A 26,188-nucleotide genomic window follows, 5' to 3' on the forward strand; every position below is an offset into this window, starting at 1 on the left:
GAATCTGTGCTAGAACAACGGCTGGATTCGAGGTGGGCTTACATGAGTAAATCAAAGAGATACGTGAAGTTGGGTATGGGTACCGCGGCCATTGTCGGCGTGGTCTTCGTGTGCGCCTCAATGTGGATTCACTCAGATGCGGGCCATGCATACATTTCCAAGAGAATTCAGAGCTACGCGACCGAAGGCATGGCCGGGTCTTTGGAGATTGGCTCGCTCTATGAAATCGACTTCTTTCAAGGCTTGACCGGAGTGCGGGTGTTAGCAGGTGACGTGAGGTTTCGGGCACCTGATGGGCGCGAGACGATTCATGTGGGTGATGCTGATGCCACGCTGGATTTGGCGGCGTTTTTAGGGGGGACAATCGCGATTCGAGAGGCCGTGGCGCGGCTTGGGACGGTGACCATCGAAATGGGTGAAGGCGACAAACTCACCATCGAAGAGACCTTCGCCAGCCCAGAGGGCACCGATAACAAAGATGGGTCCGATGCTAAGGCTTCTGATTCGGCCGGCCTCGAGCTGCGCCATCTGAACGCCCGTGAGATGCGTGTGGTCTTGCGCCCTGATTCCGAGACCACCTACACGGTCAACAATGCGAGGGGCAGCGTGTTTGTTACGCGTCCCGAAGGCGGCGAATTTGTTCGCACGGAGCTTGTAGAGGTCAGCGGCACGTTTGAAGAACCCAAGTTCCTCGGCGATTCCTTCAGCTTCTCAAAGCTTGACGGACGTATCGCTGGCAATGAAAAGCCCATGGTCGAAATGACCTTAGAGCTGAAGTTGGACGAAGGTACGATTGACACTCGGCTGGGCGTGGAACCGGGCGGCGATCCCCCAATCAAGCTACATTTGTCCCCCAGAGGCGACACTGAGGTTAAATTTCTAACTGGAGCTGCCCAGGTTGTGACTTTCTTTGGCTCCGACGTCGAGATTCAAACCGATTGACACCAATCGCAGCTTAGCACTCGTCTAACTCATCTTTGGCAGCGAGATCGGCCTCACCCAGCAAACTGTAGACAGCGGGCAACACCACCAGGGTAAGCAGCGTAGCAGTTATAAGTCCACCAATCACCACAGTGGCCAAGGGACGTTGGACCTCGGCACCTGCCGTGCTTGAAATTGCCATCGGTAGGAACCCAATTCCGTCGGTCAGGGCTGTCATCAAGACGGCCCTAAGTCTTAAGCTCGCTCCCTTCTTGGTAGCATCAAAGAGCGCAAGTCCCTCTCGTTGGAGTTCCCGAATGTAGGTGATCATTACTACGCCATTGAGTACTGCAATTCCCGAAAGTGCAATAAACCCGATAGCAGCCGAAATCGAAAAAGGCATATCCCGCATCCACAGCGCAAACACTCCACCAACAGCCGCCATGGGGATGTTAAGGAAAATGATAAAGGCCGGACGTGCAGAGCCAAACATTGTGAAGAGCAAGATAAATATCAGCATCAGTGCGGCTGGAACGGCAATAGCGAGGCGTGCGCTGGCCGCTTGCAGATTTTCGAACTGTCCTCCCCAGGTCACAAAGTACCCCGGCACAAGCTTTCCCTCCGCTCGGATCTTTTCCTGAGCCTCCGCAACGAATCCAGCGAGATCGCGGTCTCTTACATTGACCTGTATGGTCATTCGTCGTTGTGCGCTTTCTCGACTCACAACCGCGGGGCCCTCATCCAGTCTGACGTCGGCTACCTGGCCGAGCGGAACTTGGGCACCGTCTGGGGTGGTGATTAGAAGTCTTCGTAGCACATCCGGGCTTGAGCGTGCGTGTTCTGCCAGGCGTACCTGAAGCGCAAATCTTCGCTGCCCTTCAAACACCACACCAACTTCTTTTCCTCCGACCGCGGATACCACGTCGAGCACGTCGGATGCGTTGAGATCGTAGCGTCCCAGTGCATCTCGGTTCACGATCACCCTTAGCAGTGGAAGTCCGGCCACTTGGTCAGAGTTGACGTCAGCTGCACCTTCGATTTGCGACAAGATCTGTGAGATTCGATCACCGGTGCGTTCGAGTTCAGCGAAATCAGGACCGTAGAGGTTCACGGCTACATCAGAGCGAACCCCGCTGATCAACTCGTTGGTACGCAATTCAATCGGCTGAGAGAAGGAGTAGTTCTGACCTGGGACCTTCTCGAGTTCCTTTTCTATAGCGCGCACTAGTTCGGATTTCTTTTCGGCGCGTTTCCAATCCTCGACAGGATTCAACATGACGTAGATATCTGAGATTTCTACCCCCATAGGATCGGTCGCTATCTCGGCTCTTCCGGTTCGCGAGATAATGGTTTCGATCTCGTCAGGAAAAGCCTCCAGGAGTGTTCGTTCGATGCGACCAGTTGCTCTGACCGACTCTTCGAGCGAGACCGAGGGAGGGCGGACTGCTTGCATAGCAATCGCGCCTTCATCGAGAGTTGGAATGAATTCGGCGCCCATATTGAATGCCATGGTTACACCTCCCAACATAACCACGATGGCACCACCAATGATGAACCCCCGAAAACGAAGGGCGAATTCAAGTACTGGTTCGTAGAGTAACCGCGCGCCACGAGCTAGAAACGGCTCCTTTTCAACAAGTCCGTTTCGAAAGATCCAGGTGGAAGCAGCCGGGACCAATGTAACGGCTAAGATGAGTGCTGCGGCGAGCGCCGAGAGGACCGTAATAGCCATTGGGCGGAACATTTTCCCTTCAATTCCTTGAAAAGAGAGGATGGGAACATAGACGATCATGATGATGGCTGTTCCGAAAAGCACTGGCCTGAGAACTTGAAGGGTAGCGAGTCGGACCTCTCGCCGCACACCATCCCCTTTTGCGCCTGATTCCGAGAGCCTTCGAGAAACGTTTTCGATGACAACGATTGCGCCATCGATGATGAGCCCAAAGTCTAGCGCACCAAGACTCATAAGGTTGCCAGATACTCCGAAGAACGACATTGAGATGAACGTGAAAAGTAGGGAGAGTGGAATCAAGGCCGCCACGAGAAGTCCCCCTCGAAGATTTCCAAGCATCAGAAGCAAAACAACGATAACGAGAACGCCACCTTCAATTAGGTTTGTGGCCACAGTTCGGATGGTTCTCTCCACTAGGACTGAGCGGTCATAGTAGGTTTCGATCGTTACGCCATCGGGCAAACTCGATTCGATCTCAGCTAGCCTGATCCGTACAGATTCAGCGACTTCCCCGGAGTTTTCCCCCATCAACATCATAACAGAAGCACTGACAATCTCCCCACGTCCGTCACGTGTAACCGCGCCTTGTCGAATGACGGGAGCGAACTCAACGTTGGCGACATCACGAACAAAAATGGGAGTACCGTGCCTCGTAGTGATGCGAACATTGCGAACGTCGTCGAGGCTTGAAATCAGTCCTTCTCCACGAATGACACGTTGCTCACCGGCTCTTACGATGTATCCTCCGCCCTCGTTGGCGTTGTTTTCCTCTAACGCTTCAAATACGTCTCTGAGACTTAGACCGAGAGCGGTCAGCCTCTCAGGGTCAACCTGCACCTCGTAAGTTTTTAACTCACCGCCAAACTGGTTGATCTCAACCACGCCGGCAATGGGGCGCAGTTGGAACGTCACAAACCAATCGAGCAGAGTCCGCAACTCCATGAGAGTGTAGCACTGGTCCGTGTCCGGCCCTTCTGGGGCACACATGGGCTCTCCACGGACCTCAAACTGGTAGATTTCACCTAATCCCGTGGAAATCGGTCCCATTTCTGGGGATCCATATCCGTCGGGAATGGACTCACGTGCCTCGGTGAGTCGTTCTGAAACCAGTTGTCGCGCGAAATAGGTGTCTGTCCCTTCTTCAAAAACCACCGTCACGGCCGAGAGTCCGAATCTGGAGAGACTACGAACCTCCTCGACCTTCGGGAGTCCACTCATCACCGTTTCAACCGGCATGGTGACGTATTGCTCGACCTCGACCGGACCAAGTGAGGGTGCGTTGGTGAGAATTTGGACTTGGACGTTGGTTACGTCGGGCACCGCGTCGATCGGCAAATGTTGTGCGGCGCGAACACCGATAGCCCCGATCAAGAGCACAACAAAGATCACGAGGAAGCGATTTCGCAAACAGAATAAAACGAAACTATTCATCATGACCCTTCAATGTGCGTGACCGTGGCCGAGTTGACCACGAATCATTTCAGACTTGAGTAGGAACGCCCCTTCGACCACCACCTTGGAGTCGGCACTGAGGCCGTCGATCACTTCTACGAAGTCTTTACTCTCCGCTCCGAGCGAGACGGGCTGAGCCTTGAATGTTCCAGATTCATCTTCGGAAACGAACACAACCTTCTTGTCGTCGAGAGTCTGAATCGCCACAAGTGGCACCAAAAGCGTGGTGCCTTGTGTCCCTGTTTCAGACAAAGACAAACTACCAAAGAAGCCTGGACGAAGAAGACCATCGGGATTATCGACTTCAACCCGAATTGGAAGTGAGCGCGTCGATTCTTCCAAAACAGAGCCCACGTAGTCCACTTTTCCAGTCCATGTACGCCCCGGAAAGGCACCGAGACTCAGAGTCGCCGGCATTCCAACGCTTACCCCAGAGACTGTTCGCTCTGGTACCTGACCCACAATCCATAGTGTTGAGAGGTCCGCCACAATGAAGAGGGTGTCGCTCGACGTTGCACTTTCTCCGCGCGTTGCGTGTCGAGCAATAATGGTTCCATCGATGGGTGACACGATTGTCATATCTGGACCGTTTCCACCGTTCAAACCGAAGACAAGGAGCCTTGACCTCGCGGCCTCGAGCTCAGCATTTGCTTGGTCAAAAGCGAGTTCGGACTCGAGCAGGCTACGCTCAGAACTGATCCCTTCCTTTCGAAGTTGCCTTTGGCGCTGCTGATTTCGCTCGGCCACGTCCTTCATGGCTCTGGCACGCCTTAGTTCTGCGCGCGCTTCACCAAGCTCCACGCTTCTGAGCTCGACAAGCTTATCACCGGCCTTCACAACGTCGCCTTTCTGGACGTCCACACTCAGCACCTTGCTCGCCACCAGCGGACTGATGTGAGCGACACGGTCCGGGTTAAGCTCCACCTCTGCCGAGATTTCAAGACGCTGTGAGAGAGTACCTTGTTGTGGCGTCTGCAGACGAATTTCGGCGCGTTTCATAGCCTCACTGGTCAAACGCAGTGCATCTTCACGGATTTCACCGTCACCCTCGTCGTGCGCATGCCCGTCACCCTCGTGCGCATGCCCGTCACCCTCGTCGTGCTTGTGTTCCTCCTCGGCTTGTTCCTCCTCCTTTGAGTGTCCCTTTCCGGAGTCACAACTCTGAAGCAGTACGACCAAGGTCAGCCACAATCCGATTCTCTTGCTGATATGAGTCATTTGTCCTCCGAAACTATCCAAAGTTCTTGTCCGGCTAGCCCCTCAAGTTCGGCCGCCGTTTCGTAGTAGGCTGTAAGCGCGTCCATATGTTGGTCCGACGCCTCCAAGAGGCGTTCGCGCATCTGTGAGACTTGATGGATGTCGACCTCTCCAAGGTCCCAAGAGCGTTGCAAAAGACTCAGGTTCTTTTCGATCTGTGGGATGACACCTGCTTCGTAAATCGCCACGCGTTCAACGGCTGCATTCAGCGCGCTCACCTTCTCTCGAAGCTCAGCCTTGAGCTTTAGATGGGTAGCCATCTGCTCTTGATTTGCGATTTCAAGCTCGGCAGCAGCCATCGCCCGACCTTCTTCATTCAGGTTGAAACTGGGCAGTGGAACGGAGAGGCTGAGCATCCAGATATGCGCAGGATCTTCAGGTGCTGCGGCAGCCTCTCTCGCGTAGCTGACCCCAAGAGTTGGATCCGGCCATAGAGCTCGTTCTTCGAATTCAAGCTTTGTTCTGCTCGCGTCGAGCGCTTCGTTACTTGCGCGCACCGACGGGTGATTTTCTGACATTGAGGCAATCAGTTCATCGACGGCTGGAGCCGGTCGAACCTCGGGAAGGTTTCCAGAAATCGTTGGAAGGTCGGAGCTTTCCCAGCCCATTGTGGTTGCGAGTTGCACCCGCAGCGAGTCTTCGAGTTGTCTTGCACCAACTTCAAGCTCGCGTGCCCTTGCGAGATCCGCCTCGGCAACCAGTAGTGCCAAAGGCGACTCCTCACCCACATCAATCTGTTTGCGTACAATATCGCGCACCGAAAGCGCATAGGAAACAAAACGCTCCGCTTGTTCAATTCGCTTTCGAGCGAGAAGTATATCGACATAGAGTCGATGCACTTCGACGTGTACCTTCCACTGCGACTCGGCTAGCTCAGCTTGGGATCTAGAGATGTGTCGCGCGGCGAGCTTCCGCCGAAGTGTGGCCTTACCTCCGATTTCAAACTCTTGCTGCAGACCAACTTCAAACTCGAGCCCAGTTCCACGAGGCAACGTCCGCCCTCCTGCAGAAATTGACAGCTCGGGATTCTTCTGGAGCGAGTTTTCTGCGCCTAACTTCTGAGCACGGGCAAGACCGACCTCGCCTTCGGCCCTTTTGATATAAGGTGAATTCGAGTGCGCAAAGCTCAATAGCTCAGGTAGCGATAGCGCCTCGGCGCTCGCGCTCGACACGAAAATACTATTAACGATAGTAATTACGAGCCAAATTTTAATGTAAGACAGAAGACCCAAGTGAACTCCTAGCTTTTAGAGGTGAAGAAGTTGCTCAACTGATACGTGTACGTAGTCGAGCACGCCCAGGTTATCAACATGAGGGATACACATCGCAAGGAGCGCTAAGATCAAGCAGGCCCTATAGCCCGGCCCTGAAGAAAGTCGCTCGTCGCCATGTAAGAGAAGAGCCAAACGAAGCTTGAGTGCCGAGCCAGCGCCCGTCAGTGCGACCAAAGATGGTTCAGGATTCTCGCAGCGAAATCGCGCCGCATTCAGAATTCCCTCAGCTAGAGCCAGCGGGTCGCCTCCGTGATGAACTGCCTCTCTGTCGCAAACCGCCTCTCGAGCCGTTCTCCATAGCTCGAACTCACGTCGCAGATATTTCCCAAGTGGACTAATCGCGAGAGTGAGGCGCACCAAAAAGTTTCGGAAGGTGTCCCGGCTCTTGATGTGAGCGTGCTCATGAAGAAGGGCAGCACGAAGCATCGCATCGTCAGCATGGCACACAAAACACGCATCGATCACGACTCGTGGTTTAAGAAACCCATAGGTATAGACTGGTTCTGGTGAGTGATGCACCACATCTACTTTCAAAGTTCTCAAACGCTCGTCTGCAGAGATTATGCTCTGGACTCTACGAAGAGCAAGGTCACCAGGATCCAGAACTTCGTAGTTTGGCCGTGGCATTTCCCTCCAAAGCCTGTACCCGACCAGTCCAACTATGCCCGCAACGAGAAACCCAACTAGCAACATTGAATCCGTGCACCCTTCGATGCCGTGATCAACCAAACACAAATCGACAAATTCTCGGGGTTCAATTTGATGAATCGCAGAAGATACCAACCAAGTAAGCGGTATCAAGGTTGGCGCCACGAGCCAAGCAAAGGTCGTTTCAGAGCCAAAGCCAGTTAGCGACCCTTTTTGGCGCTTGTTTTTCAGTACGGCCAGACTGAGCGCGCTAGAGACAACGACAATCAAGAGAGTCAGGAATATCGCCGCAATTGGAAAAAGCAATTCACCCATCGCCACGCCTCTTTCGCCGAATCATTTCCTCCAAAAAGTCGAGTTCCCCCTCGTCAGCTTCCGCGACTCTTTCAACAAGTAGCGCAACGGCGGCCTCACGACCAACCGGTGGAAGACTCTCCATGACTTCCCGAGTCATAGCCTCAATGAACTCACCATTACTCATCGCTGGTTGATAGATGAACCTACGTCCGTCTTTGTGTCGCGTGAGCAACCCTTTGTCGAATAAGCGACTCACCGTCGTCATAACCGTGGTGTACGCAATCTCTCGGCGCTTTTCGAGGAGTTGATGAACGTCGGAAACGCTAAAGTCAGCCCATCCCCGTTCCCAGACAGCTTCCATGATTTCGGCCTCGAGTTCAAAAAGTGTGGTCCGAAGTCCATCCTGCTCTGGTCGAATGCGAATACCTTTCATAGCTATCTCCGAGTGATGCTAAGCTCACTTGTGAAGAAACTACGACCACCAATAGTAGATGTCAAGTCCCCTGAATGTTCATTGTTCTTCAGACTCTTTCAGATGCTTTTCGCGTTACGGCGGTCATACTTGGCTCCAAGTTAGACAAGACTAGGAGACCCCAATGAAAAATCTGCTTTTCGCAATCATCGCCATCATCAGCACAACGGTCTTTGTACCGAGCAAAGTTGAAGCCAAATGCTATCGGTTCTCGGACGCGCCATCGGACGTGTTCGTATGCGTGGGTAAGAACGGCTCGGATTCGTTTGACGACCGCAAGGCAGCTAAGAAGATTTGTGATGAGAAGGCTGGCAAGAATTGCGGCAACGTAGGGAGTCACTCGTCAAGTTGCCACTCCAATTCCAACCTCTGCTACGACGAGACCGGCAAGGCTCATCGCAGCCTCAAAGACTACTAGTCTCGAGCGCTCGCTGAATGCGACCACGGACCATCTATAACGGTCGGAACAGTTGAGTCCACCAACCGGCCCCAACATTTGACCTGGTCATCCTCAGTGATTGCGCAGGAAGTCGAGGCGCCGGCCGCAATGCGTGTTGCTCCGCCAATCCCCTCGACCCTTATCGGCGTGGGTTCACACGCTCCACCAGGACAAAGCCCGCTCGGTGGTTGATAGGAGTCGGGGTCGGTCATCTCGACACCACCGCTGGCAAGTATGGGAGCGACTCCGATTTGTCCTGAGGTGCTTTGCCCCCAACAATGTACGTCTCCGGTGCCTGAGAGCGCGCAATAATGAGTCCCTCCGGACACTACTTGAACGGCCGAGGGCACAGGCGATGTTGACTCCCAGGGGTTCACGATATCGGTATGTCCGGCGCCCAACTCACCAAGAGAATTACTGCTGCCCCAACACTTCAAAGCGCGGGAAGAATTGATCGTGCAGACAGTCGTTCCGTTGCCAAGGGCGAACGATTCGATGGAGCCTATAGATTCAACAACGCCGTACTCATCCACCGACGGTCTTTTGTCGCATCTCAACTTCCCCAGGCTAGTCAGCCCGCAGGCGGATTCCCAGTTCATTCCTATGGAATTCAGGCCATTCATTTTATCAAATCTATAGTTGGAGTTGCCGCGACACGTGGTGTCCGTTCCGGAGCCCACACAGGTTGCCTCTCCGCCAGCACTCAACCAGTTTTGTTTGCCAAGCCCCAAACTCGTGGCGGCCGGTTGGCAGGCCACATCAAAGTTTCCGATATGAGTGGCGGAGCCTTCACACGCATCGGGAATGCTCACACCGATTTGCCCTTGCTCATCCGAGCCCCAGCACAACACATCGTCTGGCGTCAGCACACAGGCGTGTGAATCGCCCACGGAAAGCTCAATAGCGTCTTGCGTTCCCGCCACAAGTACGGGTGTAACACTTTCTCTCACGCCGCTCTCTAACCCAAATTTTGGTGGTGTTTGGGCAAGCTGTCCATGGCTATTGGATCCCCAACAAAAGACCCCTTGACCAGGATCGAGTACACAGCCAAAGTCGCCCCCAAGCTTTACGTCTAGAGCACCGTCAGGGCTAGTCTGGCCGCAACTTAGGGCAAGGATAGAGAGACCAATCAGGTATTTCCAATTCATGTTTTCCTTTCAGTTTCTTCGACAACAAAAGTGAGCCTGACGAAGTTCGATACCTAAGTCAAACGTAGGCACGATCAAGATCATTGAAATCTCGGAGTTTGATTCCGGATTTTCAGGGATAATTTGCATATTCTCGGACATTGAGGGATATTTATCATTGAAATCTCGGAGTTCAACTCCGAATTTTCGAGGATAATCATGAAACTAGCTAGACAGAACGCAAAATCACGCGTGCATACTCTAATGCAAAACTTCCCAGTCGTGGCCATCATCGGTCCTCGACAGGTCGGAAAGACAACCCTTGCCCGTGAAATCGCAAAAGACTTCGATGGCGAAGTTTCTATGTTTGACCTTGAAGATCCATCCGATTTGGCGCGCCTTCAAGATGCGGGGCTCACACTCAAGCCACTAAGAGGATTGGTGATCATTGATGAGATCCAACTTCGCCCAGATCTATTCTCCTTGCTTAGACCGCTCGCTGACCGCGAAGAATTACCGTGCCGATTCCTGATCCTCGGGAGCGCCTCTCCCGAACTCATGACCGGGAGCGCACAGTCACTCGCCGGCCGCATCGCATACTTCGAATTGGAAAGTCTAAATCTAGCAGAGGTTGGAGAAGATAAGATGGAAGATCTCTGGGTTCGAGGAGGCTTTCCGCGGTCGTTCCTAAGTTCGAACATGGCGATGAGTTATGAGTGGAGAGAGCAGTTCATAACAACGTTTTTGGAACGCGATATCCCACAGCTTGGCATCAACGTGCCGGCCCGGCTGATGCGGCGGTTTTGGACGATGCTCGCGCACTATCATGGGCAAACTCTGAACGCATCAGAGCTCGGCCGCTCTCTAAATGTGACCGACAAGACCGTAAGGAGCTACCTGGATATTTTGGTGTCGACATTCGTGGTTCGCGAGCTCCAACCCTATTTTGTAAACGTCTCAAAACGGCAGGTGAAGTCGCCGAAAATCTACATTCGAGATACGGGAATCTTGCACACTTTGCTTGGCCTGGGCACCAAGGTTGCGGTTGAGCGGCACCCAAAGCTCGGTGCATCGTGGGAGTCCTTCGCAATGAACCAGGTGATTGCACAAAAGGCCGCGCGAGCCCATGAATGCTTCTTTTGGGGAACTCACTCCGGCGCCGAACTCGACCTATTGATCGTCCGAGGCGAGGAAAGGCTCGGATATGAGTTCAAGAGGACGGAGTCCCCGAGGACCACAAAATCGATGCACTCCGCCATTCAAACCTTGGAGCTGACCTCGATGTGCGTGGTTCACGCTGGACCAAAGAGTTTTCAGATGACCGAATCTATCGATGCCCTCTCAATCCACGACATCTTTTGAGCATTTTCACAGCGTGTGCCGTGGCTTGACTTTTTTCGACTCCATCGTAAATTGGTCATGACTTTTTTACGATGGACCTTAAAATGGTCAAGCCTCGGATCTATGAAAATCTGCTCCTAGACCACTTTAGAAACCACCGTCAGATGGCGTTTTTGAGCGGTCCAAGGCAAGTCGGCAAGACGACCCTTTGCAAGGCCTTGATGACCAAGGCGACGCATGCGACCTATTTGAACTGGGATATTCCCAAAGACAGGACGGCCATTCTAGGTGGTACTTCGGCAATCGCCGAGCAAGCCGGCCTAAACGAATTGAGAGCCGGACAGACCTTCGTCGGTCTCGACGAACTTCATAAGTTTGAAGGGTGGAAGAATATGCTCAAAGGGCTCTTTGACGCTTATGGAGAGCACACCCAGATACTGGTGACGGGTAGCGGCAATCTCGAGACGTTTCGCAGTGGGGGCGAAAGCCTGATGGGGCGCTATCTGCCTTATCGAATGCACCCACTTTCGGTGGCTGAACTCAACGGCCCGCACCTTCAAGGGGAATTGATTCGTCCACCAGAGAAGCCCGAAGTTTGGGAGGAGTTGCTTGAGCTCGGAGGGTTTCCTGAGCCCTTGTTCAAAGGCGATAAGGCTTTTCATCGACGCTGGTCTAAGTTGCGCTCGCAGCAGCTTGTTCACGAAGACGTAAGGAGCCTGACAGACATCAAAGAACTGGATCGACTCGAAGTCTTGGCCGAGCTGGTCCGCCAGCAAAGTGGACAACTTATGAACTTTAGCTCCCTCTCGAGAGATCTAAAGGTGTCACCAGACACGGTCATTCGTTGGCTCGCCACTCTTCGCTCGCTCTTCTATTGTTTTGAAGTCCCTCCGTGGCACAAGAACATCGCGCGAGCTTTACGCAAGCAGCCTAAGTACTACCTTTGGGATTGGTCGATTGTGCGCGATAGCGGCGCCAGAAATGAAAATCTTGTGGCATCGGCTCTACTCAAAGCCACCCACACATGGACCGATCTTGGGCTCGGAGATTTTGGATTGCACTTCATTCGGGACAAAGAGCAAAACGAGGTCGATTTTCTGGTAACGCGGGATGATGCGCCGTGGTTTCTAGTGGAGGTGAAGACCTCGAAGGGCCGTCTGGCTCCCGGACTGCTGCGATATCATGAGGCCTTAGGCACGCTTCATGCCTTTCAAGTGACGTTTGAAATGGACTATGTAGATAGAAGCGCCTTTGATGGTAACAAGCCAATCATTGTCCCGGCAAAGACATTCCTCTCCCAACTGGTATAGGACTTCCCTTATGCCCCATTGGTCATTTTATGAATACTGAGCTCACATGCACCTGCGGCGAAGTCCGCCTAAGAGTTGATGGCAAACCAATCCTAGCGGCTGAATGCCATTGCAACTCGTGTCGCGAAGCGGGCGCGCGCCTGGGGGCTTTGCCCAACGCTCCGACGCTCTTGTCGCCAAGTGCTGCAATACGCCGGTCTTCTTGGAGTTTAAAGGAGGACACTGGATGAGTGTCTATTCGGTCGTGTGGCCCGCCAGTACCTTGCCTCCTATGGAGTTGCGGACCATGACCAGCGACCTACCCGACTCAACTCTGCTCGATGAGACAATTCCAAACAAGAAACACCAATCGATTGCGTTCTTCGCCAAATTGTTGTGGGCGTGGGCAGCCATGGGTTTCAGGGCGCCTGACGTGGATGTGAACGGCGAGATCACGGCCTGAAGGTTTAGAGTAGTGAGCGTGTACCGGTGACGTGCGCCTGCCATACCTTCCATTTCCCACTGACTTTCTTTAGCCGGAACTCAAAGTAGTAAGGGTCGCCAAACTTGTCGCGCATGGCGTCAGCCCAGGCCTTCGGGTCGGCCGTGTCCTCCTGAGCATCCTGACCTTCTTGGACGTCTTGAGTCTTCGCGAGCAAGATGGGCACCTTCACGGTGGCCGTGCGACCGTCGGCTGAAATCTCCGGATGGATGTCTGGATACTTCACCTGAAAGGTACCCAGGCGCCTCATCATGATGAAGAGCACTGGTCTGACTTCGTCTTGAGTTTGAGCCCCCGGATGCGCCGCGAAGTCCTTAGTCGCGTGGTCAAACATGCCTGAGATATCGTGTTTCTGCGCGGATTCGGCAACTTCGGCAAAGAGGGCACGAATTTGGGTCGTATCGTCGGACTTTTGGCAACCGACTAGAAACACCAACGCGATCAGTAACATCTTCATTTGATAAACCAGACCTTTTGAATGAGCTCCTCTCGCACCTCATAGATAGCTACAGCAAAGAGCTCGCCGCCCTTTGCGAAGCCCGTGACGTGTTCGTGGTCGATGGCAAAGTCGCCCTGAATTGTGCGGTTTAGGAGCGCGGCGTGGAGATTGGGGTTCGCCTCAAAATAGGGACCGTATTGCGCGCGCAAGGCATCTCGGCCGCGGTAGAGCAATTCTCCGCCGAGCATGTAGACTTCCACGTCGGCGGCATAGCATGCTGCAAAGGCGTCAATATCGCCAGCATTGTAGGCGTCGAGCTGAGCTTGGGCGAGTCGTTCGGTGGTGTTCATCGGTATCTCTAGGGGCAGTCGATGTTCGCGGTGCCAGGCGTGCCGAAGTCGGTGCCGAGGGCGGTGGTTGAGTCGCACCAGTTGGCGGCATCACCGTTGTCCGCGGGCGCATGCTGCGCGCCGAAATTCATAGAGGCACCGTTGCCGGCGGGCCATGTGGTGGCGCTATCCCAACTCAGGGTGTCGATGACGGTAGCGCCCACGCGGAGTTCAAGGGTGTCTGTGGGGCCCAGCACGAGGTCTGTGTACGCAGCGTCCACGCTCACACCGTTGTTGGTCGCCATATCCGAGTTGATACCGAAGACGAAGAGCTCGCCCGGATCAAGGAGGTTTAGGCCGCCAAACTGCGCAGTGTAGGCGGGCTCGCCGCCACTTTCGAGGATGAGACCATCCAGATTCAGCGGGCGCGCCGAGACATTCTTGATCTCAAACCACTCGCCGGCAGCGTCTGCCACCGCCAACGGGGTGTGCATGACCTCCTGAATGATGAGTTCGCCGGCAGCTGGTGTGACGTCCAGGCAAGCCGCGTCAACGCAGGTTAAGGCGTTGCAGGGTGTGACCACTTCAACCGCGCTATAATCGCACATCCCGTCAGCCGGGTCGCACACGCCCTCGCCGGAATAGACTTTGGCCTCGTTTCCATCGCAAATGTCTGCGGGCTGAGGGCAGGTCACGCCATCACACGGGTCGTTGACACACATACCCTGGGCGCAGAGTTGGCCGCCGGTTGCGCAATCAGTCATGACTTCGGTGCCACTATAGTCGCAGACGCCGTCGGCTGGATTACATGTGCCAGCACCGGAATAGGTCACGGCCACGGTGCCCTGACACGAGGCCGCCGGAGGGTCATCGCACGTCACGCCCGCACAGAGGTCCGAGACACAGGAGCCATTTCGGCAAACTCGGTCCATTTCGGTACAGTCCGTTCTAGTCTCAGCGTACGAGCAGCTCGCATCGTCTGGATTACACGTGCCGTTTCCGAAGGTCACGGCGACCTGCCCATCACAGCTTGCGGCGGGCGGGTCGTTGCAGTCCACGCCCACGCAGGCGCCGTAGCAGCCGTCGATCAGGCACTCAGCACCAATGGTCGTACAATCGAATCGCGTCTCAAAGTCCTGGCAGGTTCCGGCGGGTAACTGACATGAGCTCGGGCGCTCGTAGAAGACTTCGGTATTGCCCTCGCAACGAGAGCGCGGGGTCTCACATTCGACGTCCGTGCAAGCGTTGTCCACGCACGCCCCGTCTTCGCAATCCTGAGTATTGGCGGCGCAATCCACACGTTCGGTCACGAGGAAGAAGTTGCAGATTCCGGTTTCCGAGCTGCACAAGCCGTTCCCCGTATAGGACACAGCCACGCTACCCTGGCAGGTGGCGGCGGGCGGGGTACACTCGCTCGAATCGGTACATTCCACGCCAATAATCGTATTATTGGCCGGAATCGTGTTGTTATTGGAATCGGAGTTATTGGTCTCGGGGCCGTCCACGTTGTTCGTGATCAACGTCTCGTCTTCGCACGCCGTCAGCCCCAGAGCCAGAGCTCCGATCAAGAGTACCCATGTGTTTCGCGCCATCCCATCACCTCGTAAACAACATGAGTATTCACGGGATTTAAGGCACGTGCAAGACAACTCGACGCGCGACCTGTTTTGGGGATTCCGCCAAGAGATCAGACACTTGTTCCGCGGCTGCCTCGGCCATGGTCTGAATGCGCTCGCGAATCGCCTCGCGCCATGATTCGGCTTCGGGGATGTGTTCGTGCAGATGATCGCTCAGGACCATGAGGTCTGTGACCTGGCCGAGTGCCTTTGCGGCGGCGGCGAGGTCGTTTTGAAATTCCGTGAGCCATGCATCGGGTGAGACGCGGGGCTCGGAGAAAAGTTCGACCTGGTATCGAAGCTCTTTGATGCGTTTTCTAAGGTCGTGGAATCCTTCGTCGTCCCCAACCCTCTGGAACGTCTTCAGCCTTGACTTCGCACGCTTATAGCTCGTCTTGAGCCCTCGGCGCATATGCTTCTTTTTGAACGATTTTGGCCACGAATGCGCGAGGTGCTCGCGGGCTTGTTCGAGCCAGACGGACTGCTCTGCCAAGACTTTGAGGGCGTCGGCGTCGTCAGGCGGGGTGCCGGCTAGAAGGGGCGCGACGAACTCGAAGAGCTCGGGCGTAGTCAGGTCTTTTGCGCCTTCGGCAATCCCTTCCAGAACGTGGCCGTCTCGCAAGGAGTTGGTTGCCTGGAATGCCGTCCTCAAGGCCTGCGAGGCGCGACGTCCGGAGAACTCGGGGTGTCCATCAGCCGCAAACTTAATGAGCGAGCGCGCACGGCGCACGGCTTTTCGGTACTCGTGCACGCCCTTTTCGGCGCCGAGCTCAGGCGCAGCTTGGGCAAAATCCAGAATTGCGTTGATCTCTTCAAGAACCATGTCGTTCACTTGTGTGCGGCAGATACGACGTCGATCAACCCGTCCAAAATCAGGCGTCGAATCGAGTCCGAGCGCAATACTGGAGCGTCCATCCACGCGTTCAGCACAGCCTGAAGCCCTTCGGTGGACCGAAGGTCCAACAATTGTTGGATGGCGCTAAGTGCCGCCACACCTTCGCCACGTGCAAGCACCTCGAGCCCAGCGATATCGCCCTCCGCAACCAACGCCTTAAGCCCTGGCTTGAAGTCCGGCAGCTCGGGATTTGCGCCCACTGTGTTGAGAAAAAGGTACGCAGCAGCACGGGGTGCCGCTGGGCCTTTGCTCTTTAGCAGTTTGGCTGCCTCAGCCTGCAAAGGCTGCACAAAATCTGGCTCATCAAGGCCCCAGAGCGTAGCGTCCAGAAGGTTTCGGACCACAGCCACGCGTTTGACCGGGTCATCGGCACCATCTTCCAGATACTCACTCAGCTGGGTTGCAACCTCCGCAACATCTTCCTCGGTTGGATTGCTCGACGAGAGCGGGAGGCCCGGCACGCCAGGCGTAGGCTCCTCAGAGGTCAACCAGCATTCATGCGCCACCGCGTGATAGAGGAGGTCCAAGATCTCTTCGTCCGGCGCAAGTCCAGCGGCCACCGCAAAGCGCACATCGGTCTGGAATTCTTCCAATGACTCGGGCGCTGAAACTTCGTCGTCCTCTTCGAGGCCGAGCGTCAACGAAGACACCGCGGCACCGATCAGACCGGCAAACGAAAACGCGTCCAGGTCCCCAGCAGCCTCGAGGAGCGCGAGGGTTTCAACCCACGAGTTCGGGCCGCAGAGCGCGAACACATCGCCCATCAGTCTTGGGTAAGCAGTCCAATCACTCTCGATATCCCCGTTCATGAGCAGGCGCCCATAACCCTCGGGCTCCACCATTCCAAGCAGGCTCGCGTCCAAAATGGCGCGCTCTTCGGATTCATCGTCGGTCTCTTCGCGCACGGCGAGAAGCTGCTCAACAAAAGGCGCACCGAGCAGGCTGAACGCTCGGAAGATTTCGGGGTCAACCTCTTCTTCCATCCACGCCATCACGGGCTCGGGTGTGTCCTGCTCCACGAGCGCGATCGCCGCGGCGTGGCGCGTATCGTCATTTCCGAGCGCGTTCACCATATTGGGGTGTTCCCATGGCAGGCCCAGTCGAACGAGGTCGTTCAGGACCTGGAAGTCACCGCGTGCCAGTCGGGCATCGATATTATCGGCAACCTCGTCTCGGTCCACGAGGAGCGAGATATAGGCCTCAAGCCGAGTCGCATCCCCTTTGGCCATCAGGCGAGCATACCAGGCCATCAGAAGCTCAGCGTCGGCGGCCACGGCGAGGGCTGCAAGACCGGTGGCATCCAGGCCGCTCAAGTCCCCGAATTCATCGTGGTTGAACGGAATCTGGCGCAATGCCTGGTCTAGAATACGTTGGTTAATATTGGTGTTCAGCACGGTTTGGGTCCTACACATTTATAGATGAATTCTGGGTTTTTATGTCTACGTGGGCTCTGTAGACAGATCCCGCATGTACTATCCAAAGTAGAATAGTAACGCCAGAATAATCGCGCCGATTGCGACACCGCCGAAGACTTCCATCCACGGGAAACCGCCCTCTTCTTCAGGCGCTGTGGGCCGCGGACGCATATGCGAATGCTCAGCGCCGAGATCGAGTTCGTCCGAAATCGCGCTTATGGTGGGCGAGGTATCGACGCGTTTTCCGCCGCGCGACGTGACTTTTGCCACAGGCTCCGTCTCGCGTTTCGGCCTGTATCCATGCGAGGTGTCGGCAGGAATCAGGTTCGCCGAATCCGTAGTATCGACGTCAAGATCATCCAAAGGCCCAAGCTCAAAATCCGGGCCGAGTTCGCGGTCGATATCGTCCAAAGACGGCATGCCAGAGGTGCGCGGAACCGTCATGTCATCGGCCGAACTCCCGTCCGCCACAAACTCGCCGCTCCTCGCGTAGGCCCGCACAGCCTCGCGCTGCGGGACCAGCGGCACAAACTCTTCGCCCACAACTTCGTAGAGCGCGCGCGCCATCTCTTCGGCGGTTTTGTATCGGTCGCCGAGCGCCTTCGCCACGGCCTTCTGAACCACCGGGCCGAGCGGATGCTCGAGCACCTCTTTCGGCAGCTTGATGGGTTTGCCAGACGCCTGGAAAAGAATCGTGTCGTAGACGCTCTCTATTGTGATGATCTTCTGGCCGGTGATCATCTCGGCCATGATGAGCCCGAGAGCATAGATGTCCGAAGCAGGGCCCACAGACTTCTTATGCACGAGCTCCGGCGACATATAGGCGGGCGTGCCGACCAGCGTTCCCACGTTCGTGATTTCGCCAGACTGGCTCTCGTCCTCTAGCGCTTTTGCGAACCCAAAGTCGAGCACCTTGACATGCCCACGCGCGCCATCATTGACGAGGAAGATGTTCGCAGGCTTGAGGTCACGATGAATGATGCCGAGCTCATGGGCCGAATTCAGCGCCGACAAAGCCTCGATAGTGATGCGTTTGATTAGCTTGGGGTTGAGCGGCCCGTTGTGCAGAAGCAGCGAGCGAAGGTCAGTCCCGGTGAGGAACTCCATCGCCATGTACGGAAGTCCACTTCTCAGGTGGCCGTAATAGTGGACTTTGACAACGTGCGGATGGTCGAGCGAGTACACAAGTCGCGCCTCACGTTCGAAACGCTTTCTGAGCTCATCCTCGTCGTGTGGGCCGGGGCGCAGGACTTTAAGGGCGAGCGTGCGCTTCTCGAGTAGGTCCTCGACCTTGAAAATCGAGCCAAAATTACCGCTGTCGATCTCGGATTCCACCCGAAACACATCGTCGATAATCTCCCCGACTTCCGGCATCCTCGCCATTCGCACTAACCTGCAACTGATACGGGCGCGAAGCTTACTCCAACATCGCCAGAAACGCTAGTCTCTCAAGATCGTGAGTCTTCGGCTTAACAAGCGCATCCAATAACGTTATGAACACCGCCGGCTGACGGGAGAAAACCAACCATGATTTTATTGTCCAAAGCACCTCACGACTTCTTTCTCGCTCTCGATGTGGAGGAGTATTTCCTGCGCGAGCACGACCCTGAAGAGATCTACGAGGGTGGCTTCGCGAGGCCGCTAAATCTCGCTGAGCGCGATGTGCTGGCGGTTTGCCGGTTCAACGAGGATGTTGAAGCGCCGGCCTTTGAGGTCACGTTTCCGAACCAAGAGCCGCTGAGTGCTGACGAGGAGGCCGAAGCCGCGCGTCTGCTGCAGCGGATTTTCGGCACCGAGATCGACCTCGCCGCGCTCTACGTGCAAGCTGAGCACGACGCGCTTTTGGGGCCGATGATTCAGGAATACTACGGGTTTAAGCGCATCAGCGGCGCCTCGATTTATGAAGATGCGTTCCGGGATATCATCAAATCGAGAATTTCACACAAACCCACGGCCAAGCGCATGGAACAAGACGTTCGGCGCACTTGGGGCACGCGGTTTGAATGGCGCGGACGTGATTATTATTCGTTTCCGCGGCCGGAACGCCTTGTGGGCGTGGCCCCAACCGAATGGCGAGAGTTCGGAATTTCCGGGCGCAAAGCAGAGTATATCATCGGGATGGCCGAGGGGATTGTGGACGGCAGTCTGGACCTCGACCTTTTGGAGAATATGGCGCCGGATTCGTTCTATGAGGCAGTCCAAAAGATTCGCGGCATCGGGCCGAGCACCGCACAAACACTGATGCTCAGCCGCGGCAGGACGGACGCGGTCTTCCCGACACACCTCGTCAAAGGCGAAGAAAAAGGCATGAAACGCTGGATTTGCCGAAGCTATGGGGTTTCGCCGGAGATCGACGACGAGGAGTTCAAGGCTCTGACGGTGGCATGGTCAGGGTTTGAGGCGCCTGCTCTCGAGATGCTATATTATCGATACGTGATGTCACAGCTGAAGAAATGATATGGCCGAGCTCTTTGACGCCGCGTCGAAAATTGCCCTGATTCCGCACAAGCCGGGCTGCTACATCATGCGCGACAAGCGCGGGCGAATCGTCTACGTGGGCAAGGCCAAGGACCTCAAGAACCGCGTCCGAAACTACTTTCAGTCGTCTGGAGATCCACGCCTTTTTGTGGCCAGGCTCCCGAAAATCTTGGGTGATATCGAGGTCATCATCACCGCCAACGAAAAGGAGGCGATGATCCTCGAGAACACGTTGATCAAGGCGCATAAGCCCCGTTACAACGTTCAGCTCAAGGACGATAAGAACTACCTTTCGCTGAGGATCAATACGCGCCACGAGTGGCCGCGCGTGGACGTGGTACGCCACCAAAAGAAGGACGGTGCCCGCTATTTTGGGCCTTATCATTCGGCCAAAGCGATTCGGCAGACGCTCAATATTCTCAACAAGTATTTTCAGCTTCGCACGTGTACGGACTCGGTGCTCAATCACCGTGTCCGCCCCTGTCTTCAATACCAGATCAAGCGATGCCCGGCGCCGTGTGTCTTCGAGGTAGACAAGGAGGCGTATGACCAACACGTGCGCGAGGCGATCTTGTTTTTGGAGGGGCGAGGAGACGAGCTTTTGGATTCGTTGAAGGCTCGCATGTACCAGGCCTCCGAGGATATGGAGTTCGAGCGCGCGGCGAATTTCAGGGACCAGATTATTAGTATTCAGCGGGCGCTCGAGCGGCAAATGGCCGTGACGGCGGAGCGCGTGGATCGTGATGTGATCGGCTATTGGCGAGAGGGTGAGAGGCTTACGATTCAGCTCCTATTTGTGCGCGCTGGGAAGCTCGAGGGCACGCGCGCTTTCTCGTACAAGCAGCAGGAGTTCCCGGACCACGAGCTCATCTCGAGCTTCTTGAACCTCTACTACGCGGCGGGCAATTTCATCCCGAAGGAGATCCTGGTGCCAGTGGAGCTCGAGGAGTCTGAACTTGCTGCCTACGAAGAGCTTTTGAGCGAGTTGAAAGGCCAGAAGGTCAGCGTGATTCACCCGCAGCGCGGGGCGAAACGCGCCTTGATTTCAATGGCCACAGAGAACGCGAAGAGCTCGTTTGAGTCGGAGCACGATAAGGAAGAGCGCACTCAGGACCTTTTGGAGTCCCTGCAGGAAAGGTTAGGACTTTCGCATTATCCCGAGCGCATCGAGTGTTTTGATATCTCGAACTTTCAGGGCAAACAGATCGTGGCGTCGATGGTGGTCTTTGAGGGCGGTGTGCCTAATAAGAACGAATACCGGCGTTACAAGATGCGTGAGGTGACCTCTCAGGATGACTTCGCGAGCATGCACGAGGTTCTGACGCGGCGATTCTCAAAGGTGGCAAGCGGCGAGGACGCGGCACCAGACCTCGTGGTGATCGATGGCGGCAAGGGCCAACTCGCCCAGGCCGTGGCGGTTGTGCAGGATTTGGGCATCCACGACGTGGACGTGATCGGTTTGGCAAAAAGCCGTGTGGATAAGGTGGGTTTTGGAGACGATGAAGTCACTCGATCACCCGAGCGCGTCTTCCTGCCCGGGCGCAAGAATCCGGTGGTGCTCAAGCAAAATAGCGCTGAGATTTTCCTCTTGGAGCGAATCCGAGACGAAGCCCACCGCTTTGCGATTACGTTCCATCAGGAGCTGAGAAGGAAGGAAACTCTAAAGTCTTCGCTGGACGATATCCCAGGCGTGGGACCGGCCACTCGCAAAGACTTGCTGCGTCATTTCGGAAGTTTGCGCAAGATTAAGACCGCCACGCTCGAGGAACTCAAGGATGTCCCCGGCGTGGGGCCTAAGATGGCAGAAACCATCTTTGGATGGTTCAGGTAGCGCGATTACTCGACGCCGCCAGAGGCGCAATCGAGCGTGTTCCCGGCGGCATAATCGGTGGTGTCGTCATTTGCCTTTGAGATACAGAAACCACTGGAGTTCTCGATGGTGTTGCCGGTGATATCAGCACCTTCTGTTTTCTGAATTCGAAGCGCCGGGTCACCAGCGTCCGAAATCGTAGAATTGCGAAGGAAGGATGCGCTTGAAACGGTGTTATTCCATCGAAGGCCCTGCCAATCTCCTGCGTTTCCGGCTTGTCCGACCAATTCAATTCCGTCGGCACTGAAGGTGATCGCGTTTCCTGCCCAACCAAGTTCGAAGTAGGTATCGGAGGAGAAAACCAACTTCGTGCCGGTCTCGATTTCGTACTCGATATCAGCGTTGTTGTAGAGCGAGTCTGCGACTCGGTACGGGACGTTCAGGTTCGGAAGTGTACCATTGTTGGAGAGCCTCCCGTCGACAAGCTCGACCATCGCGTCTCCCGTTCCCCAGGAACCATCTGCCGGAAGCGTATGGGCAGCAGCGGAGTGAATCTCAGCGGCGATACCGGTATCTGTGTTCACGTTGATATTGCTTGACCCGTCACGCAGGCCTTGCTCGCCAAGGGAGAGTGCAGGCAGCGCGTTTTCTGCAAAGGTGAGGCTGTTCACCGTGATTTCAGACTGAATACGCGCAGGATATCGGTCCCCAGAACCCGCGTGCCAGATCTCCATGTTTGAGATTGTGGAGTCCGTGGTGACCGTGCCGTTGATGCGAACACCATACCAGTGTCCAGCCTCTTGGGTGGATCCTCTGAACACCACCGGTGCGTCTTCAGTTCCGTTGACATTGAGCGTCATTTCGTTTCCGGCCCAGCCAAACTCAACCTGCTGATCGACGCGGAACTCCATTTCAACACCAGCCTCGAAGGTCACATCTACGTCTGCAGAGTTATATAGCCCGTTGATGTTGTAGTAGGGGATTCCAGGGTTCTGGAACGTCACCGAGTCAGTGATATTGTCAAACTCGACTGCGACACGGTTATCTTCGACGTTTTCATACGTCCCACCGAGCGGGAAGTTCGTGACCGCAAGCGCGTGGTCTAGAATAGCCACTGGTCCTACCGAGTCTTTCACGTTCAGATTCGAAGACCCGCTCTTGAAGGATTTCGAAGCGATACCAGCACTTGCCGATTGCTCGATCGTGACGTCCTTGAAGAGCAGCGAACGCTCATTATTGTTCACGATTGCCGCGCGGTCGGAGCCGGCGTGACGCACGATGACGTGCTCGAACACGGAATCACTGGTAACCGTGTTATTGATGGTGATCTCTTCCCAGTGACCTGCATTCGGCGAGGTACCTTCAAAGACGATCGGATTGGCGGCCGTACCCTGTGCGATCACGGTGGCTTCGTTTCCTGCCCAACCAAACTCGACGGATTGGTCCACGCTCATGATAAAGCGGGTGCCTGGGCGAATCGTAATCTTAGAAGCACCACCCGTGTTATAGATATCGTCGAGCACGTTCACGGTGCCACAGAAGGTGATATCACCCTCGATCTTTCCGTCGAAATCACCACCCACGTCTCCGGTCTGACAATCAGCCGAAGGGGGGTTGTTTTCGTTGTTTGGCTCAACGTTATTTTCTTCATTGTTGTCGCTGCCAGAGGTCGACGTGATACACCCGGATCCGGCAATAATTGTGGCAAATGCAATTCCAAGAAATTTCTTCTTCATTTTTTTCCCTTTGTTCTGGGGTATGGTTGTCCCTTTGTGACGGCACTTATCACAGAGTATTCATTTTGGGTCAAGGTTTTCGCCCAAAGCGTGCTGTTAAGCCCTTGAACTTGGTGTAATGTGCGGCCGAAACTTTTTTGGGAGATGATGATGACGGATAGACAAGAACTTAAAGATATTTTTGGTCATTTTGACGGTGATCATAACGGTCGCATCGACTGCGAAGAGTTCAAGCGGCTGATGAAAGCTTTGGACGCGGACCTGAGTGGAGAAGAGCTCGATATCGGGTTCGACATTATCGACTCCGATGATAACGGAACTATCGATTTTGAGGAGTTCATTCAGTGGTGGACGAATAGGTAATTTATGGAACCGATAGAAGTACAGCTCCACGAGACCGCTAAAGAGCGCTATCTGAATTACGCGATGAGCGTGATTACGAGCCGCGCTCTGCCCGATGTGCGCGACGGCATGAAGCCCGTGCAACGTCGTATTCTATATGCGATGTTCGCCAATTTGCGCCTTACGCATGACGCCAAACCCCGGAAGAGTGCCGCGGTCGTCGGTGAGGTGATGGCTAAGCTTCACCCGCATGGCGACTCGTCGATCTACGATGCTATGGTCCGCATGGCGCAGTCCTTTTCGCTCCGATACCCGCTTGTGGACGGGCATGGAAACTTTGGCTCCATCGACGGCGATAATGCTGCGGCCATGCGCTACACCGAGGCGCGGCTTACGCCGTTGGCGTCTGAACTGCTGACCGAGATTCGTCGAAACACGGTGGACTTCAGGCCAAATTACGACTCGACCATGGACGAGCCGATCGTGCTTCCGGCTCAGGTCCCGAACCTGCTCATCAACGGAGCAACCGGTATCGCCGTGGGCATGGCCACCAATATCCCACCGCATAATATCGCAGAAGTCTTGGACGGGCTCGACATCCTGATTCAAAACCGCGATGCGGAGATTTCGGAGCTCGTCAGGACTATTCAAGGGCCTGACTTCCCGACCGGTGGGGTGCTCCTTGAATCCCAAGACGAAATCCAAAAGATTTACGAAGAAGGAAGTGGCTCGGTTACGATTCAGGCAAATTGGGAGATTGAGTCGGAGGCCGGACGCCGTGCAATCATCATCAAATCGGTACCTTATACGGTCAACAAGTCCACCCTCGTCGAGAAGATCGCGAGCCATGTCATCGCCAATAAGCTCCCGCAGATTGTGGACGTGCGCGATGAATCGAGCGACGAAATCCGTGTGGTTCTCGAGCTCAAGCGCGGCGCGGATGCTGAGGCCGCGATGGCCTATCTCTTCAAGCATACACCGCTGCAGTCTCGGTTCCACATCAACCTGACTTGCCTGGTGCCGACCGACAATCCGCAGGTGCCCGCACCCGCACGCCTGAACCTAAAGGAGATGCTCACCCATTTCTTGGACTTCAGACTCGAGGTGGTCACTCGCCGGCTTCAACACGACCTCGCTCAGCTCCTGCGCCGCATTCACATTCTGGAAGGTTTCGAGATCGTCTTTAATGATCTGGACGCAGCGATCCGAATCATCCGGAACTCGGATGGCAAGGCGGACGCGTCTCGCGGCCTGATAAGCTACTTTGGAATCGACGAAGAACAGGCCGACGCGGTCTTGGAGACGAAGCTCTACAGGCTGGCCAAGATCGAGATTGGTGCGATTATGACTGAGCTTGAGGAGAAGCGTGCGGAAGCGGCGCGGATTCAGGCCCTGCTCGATGACGAGGGCGCACGCTGGGCCCTGATTCGTCAGGAGCTCGCGGATATTCGCTCGGCCTACGCGGATGCGAGGCGCACCCAGGTCTCAGCTGAGGTCAAAGTCCTCGAGTACTCAGAAGAGATGTACATCGTCAACGAGAGCGCCTGGGTCATTGTGACGCGCGAAGGCTGGGTTAAGCGCCAGAAGTCGTACTCGGACCTTTCGGCGATTCGCGTGCGTGAGAACGACGAGGTGCGTTGGGTGATGCCCGGTAGGACGCGTGAGACCGCCATGTTCTTTACGAGCCACGGACGTGTCTACACGCAGCGTATCGCGGATATCATCTCGACCACGGGCTATGGCGACCCGATTCAAGGCACCTTTGATTTTGAGGATGGTGAGCGCATTGTGGGCGTGCTGACCCACGATAACCGCGTGGTCGTCAAGAGCTTCATCGAACCCGAGCAGACCTCGCTCGTGGACGAGCCGCAGGAGGCCGAGGAAGTCATCCAGATGGTGGCGATCACGGCGAAAGGACAGTCGCTCAGATTTTCTATTGAGGGCTTCCTTGAACCATCGACCGTCAAGGGTCGGCGCTACATTCGCCTCGGCGATAAGGACGGTGTCGTCAATGTTGAGATGACCGATGGCACTGAAACTGTGGCCATCGCGAGCCGAAACGGCCGTGGCCTGATGTTCCCCGTGACGGATATCTCGTACTTCAAAAATGCCGCAAAAGGCGTCAAGGCCATGTCCTTGGAGAAGACCGACGAGATTCTTGACTTCACCCTATGCCGCAAACATCTGGATGGTCTCGAAGTGGAGACCAATCGTGGAGCGCGTGTCTGGATTCGTGCCACGAAGTCTAAGTTCGAGCCCACGTCTCGTGGAAATAAGGGCAAGGTCATCATTCATCGCGGGCACCTCATTAGGTCCCACCGCGCACCGGTCGAGATTAGGACGACCGAAGAAGAAGAAGTAGAAGTCACCGAGTAGA

22 protein-coding genes and 1 pseudogene are annotated in these 26,188 nt (G+C 55.3%); 10 read left to right on the forward strand and 13 right to left on the reverse strand.

The genetic code is table 11. From position 1 onward, the window contains the following. Nucleotides 1–42: 42 nt before the first annotated feature. Nucleotides 43–942 carry an AsmA family protein gene (locus FRD01_RS12385; RefSeq protein WP_146960076.1) on the forward strand — a complete coding sequence of 300 codons (900 nt, stop codon included), beginning with the start codon at nt 43–45 and terminating at the stop codon, nt 940–942. 13 nt (nt 943–955) lie between these two features. Here FRD01_RS12385 and FRD01_RS12390 read toward each other — a convergent pair whose 3' ends face one another. The 5 genes from FRD01_RS12390 to FRD01_RS12410 are packed head-to-tail and all read right to left on the reverse strand — an operon-like array spanning nt 956 to nt 8,014. Next, nucleotides 956–4,087 carry an efflux RND transporter permease subunit gene (locus FRD01_RS12390; RefSeq protein ID WP_249755583.1) on the reverse strand — a complete coding sequence of 1,044 codons (3,132 nt, stop codon included), beginning with the start codon at nt 4,085–4,087 and terminating at the stop codon, nt 956–958. Nucleotides 4,088–4,093: 6 nt separating this feature from the next. After that, entirely contained in the window at nt 4,094–5,323 is a 1,230-nt protein-coding gene (locus tag FRD01_RS12395) for an efflux RND transporter periplasmic adaptor subunit (RefSeq protein WP_146960078.1), read from the reverse strand. Continuing rightward, nucleotides 5,320–6,594: a TolC family protein gene (locus FRD01_RS12400; protein ID WP_146960080.1), complete on the reverse strand. Its 1,275-nt coding sequence runs from the start codon at nt 6,592–6,594 to the stop codon at nt 5,320–5,322. The genes FRD01_RS12395 and FRD01_RS12400 overlap by 4 nt, the downstream gene beginning before the upstream one ends. A 15-nt stretch (nt 6,595–6,609) precedes the next feature. Next, nucleotides 6,610–7,599 (reverse strand): M56 family metallopeptidase, encoded by a 990-nt coding sequence (locus tag FRD01_RS12405; RefSeq protein WP_146960081.1) that lies wholly within the window; start codon nt 7,597–7,599, stop codon nt 6,610–6,612. Next, entirely contained in the window at nt 7,592–8,014 is a 423-nt protein-coding gene (locus tag FRD01_RS12410; RefSeq protein ID WP_146960083.1) for a BlaI/MecI/CopY family transcriptional regulator, read from the reverse strand. The genes FRD01_RS12405 and FRD01_RS12410 overlap by 8 nt, the downstream gene beginning before the upstream one ends. Nucleotides 8,015–8,177: 163 nt before the next feature. On the opposite strand from FRD01_RS12410, the gene FRD01_RS12415 reads away from it, so the two are divergent. Continuing rightward, nucleotides 8,178–8,471, forward strand: coding sequence for a hypothetical protein (locus tag FRD01_RS12415; protein WP_146960085.1), 294 nt, complete (start codon nt 8,178–8,180; stop codon nt 8,469–8,471). Here FRD01_RS12415 and FRD01_RS12420 read toward each other — a convergent pair. Beyond that, on the reverse strand, nt 8,468–9,640 hold the full coding sequence (locus tag FRD01_RS12420; protein WP_146960087.1) for an RCC1 domain-containing protein: 1,173 nt from the start codon (nt 9,638–9,640) through the stop codon (nt 8,468–8,470). The two genes, FRD01_RS12415 and FRD01_RS12420, sit on opposite strands and share 4 nt — an antisense overlap. A gap of 198 nt (nt 9,641–9,838) precedes the next feature. Between FRD01_RS12420 and FRD01_RS12425 the strand changes: the two genes are divergently transcribed. The 4 genes and pseudogenes from FRD01_RS12425 (at nt 9,839) to FRD01_RS12435 (ending at nt 12,712) form a co-directional block, all read left to right on the forward strand. Continuing rightward, nucleotides 9,839–10,981 (forward strand): ATP-binding protein, encoded by a 1,143-nt coding sequence (locus FRD01_RS12425; RefSeq protein WP_146960089.1) that lies wholly within the window; start codon nt 9,839–9,841, stop codon nt 10,979–10,981. A gap of 71 nt (nt 10,982–11,052) precedes the next feature. Continuing rightward, entirely contained in the window at nt 11,053–12,270 is a 1,218-nt protein-coding gene (locus FRD01_RS12430) for an ATP-binding protein (protein WP_146960090.1), read from the forward strand. 29 nt (nt 12,271–12,299) lie between these two features. Then, nucleotides 12,300–12,362 (forward strand): annotated as a pseudogene (locus FRD01_RS25045) (hypothetical protein); the annotation flags it as partial. An 11-nt stretch (nt 12,363–12,373) separates the two neighbouring features. After that, complete coding sequence (locus FRD01_RS12435; protein WP_249755585.1) at nt 12,374–12,712, forward strand: hypothetical protein; 339 nt, start codon at nt 12,374–12,376, stop codon at nt 12,710–12,712. Between the two features lie 4 nt (nt 12,713–12,716). Here FRD01_RS12435 and FRD01_RS12440 read toward each other — a convergent pair whose 3' ends face one another. The 6 genes from FRD01_RS12440 to FRD01_RS12465 form a co-directional block, all read right to left on the reverse strand. Then, nucleotides 12,717–13,208, reverse strand: a complete 492-nt coding sequence (locus FRD01_RS12440; protein ID WP_146960092.1) for a hypothetical protein — start codon at nt 13,206–13,208, stop codon at nt 12,717–12,719. Continuing rightward, on the reverse strand, nt 13,205–13,540 hold the full coding sequence (locus tag FRD01_RS12445) for a nuclear transport factor 2 family protein (RefSeq protein ID WP_146960094.1): 336 nt from the start codon (nt 13,538–13,540) through the stop codon (nt 13,205–13,207). The genes FRD01_RS12440 and FRD01_RS12445 overlap by 4 nt, the downstream gene beginning before the upstream one ends. 8 nt (nt 13,541–13,548) lie before the next feature. Further along, nucleotides 13,549–15,111, reverse strand: a complete 1,563-nt coding sequence (locus FRD01_RS12450; RefSeq protein ID WP_146960096.1) for a lamin tail domain-containing protein — start codon at nt 15,109–15,111, stop codon at nt 13,549–13,551. Between the two features lie 37 nt (nt 15,112–15,148). After that, a complete protein-coding gene (locus tag FRD01_RS12455) occupies nt 15,149–15,958 on the reverse strand; it encodes a CHAD domain-containing protein (protein ID WP_146960099.1) in 810 nt (269 codons plus the stop codon). Nucleotides 15,959–15,963: 5 nt separating this feature from the next. Continuing rightward, the gene (locus FRD01_RS12460) at nt 15,964–17,424 is read right to left on the reverse strand and encodes a hypothetical protein (protein ID WP_146960100.1); all 1,461 of its coding nucleotides are present in this window, start codon (nt 17,422–17,424) and stop codon (nt 15,964–15,966) included. A 78-nt stretch (nt 17,425–17,502) separates the two neighbouring features. Continuing rightward, nucleotides 17,503–18,828, reverse strand: coding sequence for a serine/threonine-protein kinase (locus FRD01_RS12465; RefSeq protein WP_146960102.1), 1,326 nt, complete (start codon nt 18,826–18,828; stop codon nt 17,503–17,505). 144 nt (nt 18,829–18,972) lie between these two features. On the opposite strand from FRD01_RS12465, the gene FRD01_RS12470 reads away from it, so the two are divergent. After that, nucleotides 18,973–19,902, forward strand: a complete 930-nt coding sequence (locus tag FRD01_RS12470) for a DNA-3-methyladenine glycosylase family protein (RefSeq protein ID WP_146960104.1) — start codon at nt 18,973–18,975, stop codon at nt 19,900–19,902. Between the two features lies 1 nt (nt 19,903). Then, nucleotides 19,904–21,754: an excinuclease ABC subunit UvrC gene (uvrC, locus tag FRD01_RS12475; protein WP_146960106.1), complete on the forward strand. Its 1,851-nt coding sequence runs from the start codon at nt 19,904–19,906 to the stop codon at nt 21,752–21,754. A gap of 5 nt (nt 21,755–21,759) precedes the next feature. Here uvrC and FRD01_RS12480 read toward each other — a convergent pair whose 3' ends face one another. Further along, entirely contained in the window at nt 21,760–23,469 is a 1,710-nt protein-coding gene (locus FRD01_RS12480; protein WP_146960108.1) for a hypothetical protein, read from the reverse strand. 150 nt (nt 23,470–23,619) lie between these two features. Between FRD01_RS12480 and FRD01_RS12485 the strand changes: the two genes are divergently transcribed. Both FRD01_RS12485 and FRD01_RS12490 read left to right on the forward strand, forming a co-directional pair. Next, nucleotides 23,620–23,832, forward strand: coding sequence for an EF-hand domain-containing protein (locus FRD01_RS12485; RefSeq protein ID WP_146960110.1), 213 nt, complete (start codon nt 23,620–23,622; stop codon nt 23,830–23,832). 3 nt (nt 23,833–23,835) lie between these two features. Further along, on the forward strand, nt 23,836–26,187 hold the full coding sequence (locus FRD01_RS12490; RefSeq protein WP_146960112.1) for a DNA gyrase/topoisomerase IV subunit A: 2,352 nt from the start codon (nt 23,836–23,838) through the stop codon (nt 26,185–26,187). The last annotated feature ends 1 nt before the right edge of the window (nt 26,188 follow it).

It is taken from the genome of Microvenator marinus (assembly GCF_007993755.1).
Lineage (GTDB): Bacteria > Myxococcota_A > Bradymonadia > Bradymonadales > Bradymonadaceae > Allomicrovenator > Allomicrovenator marinus.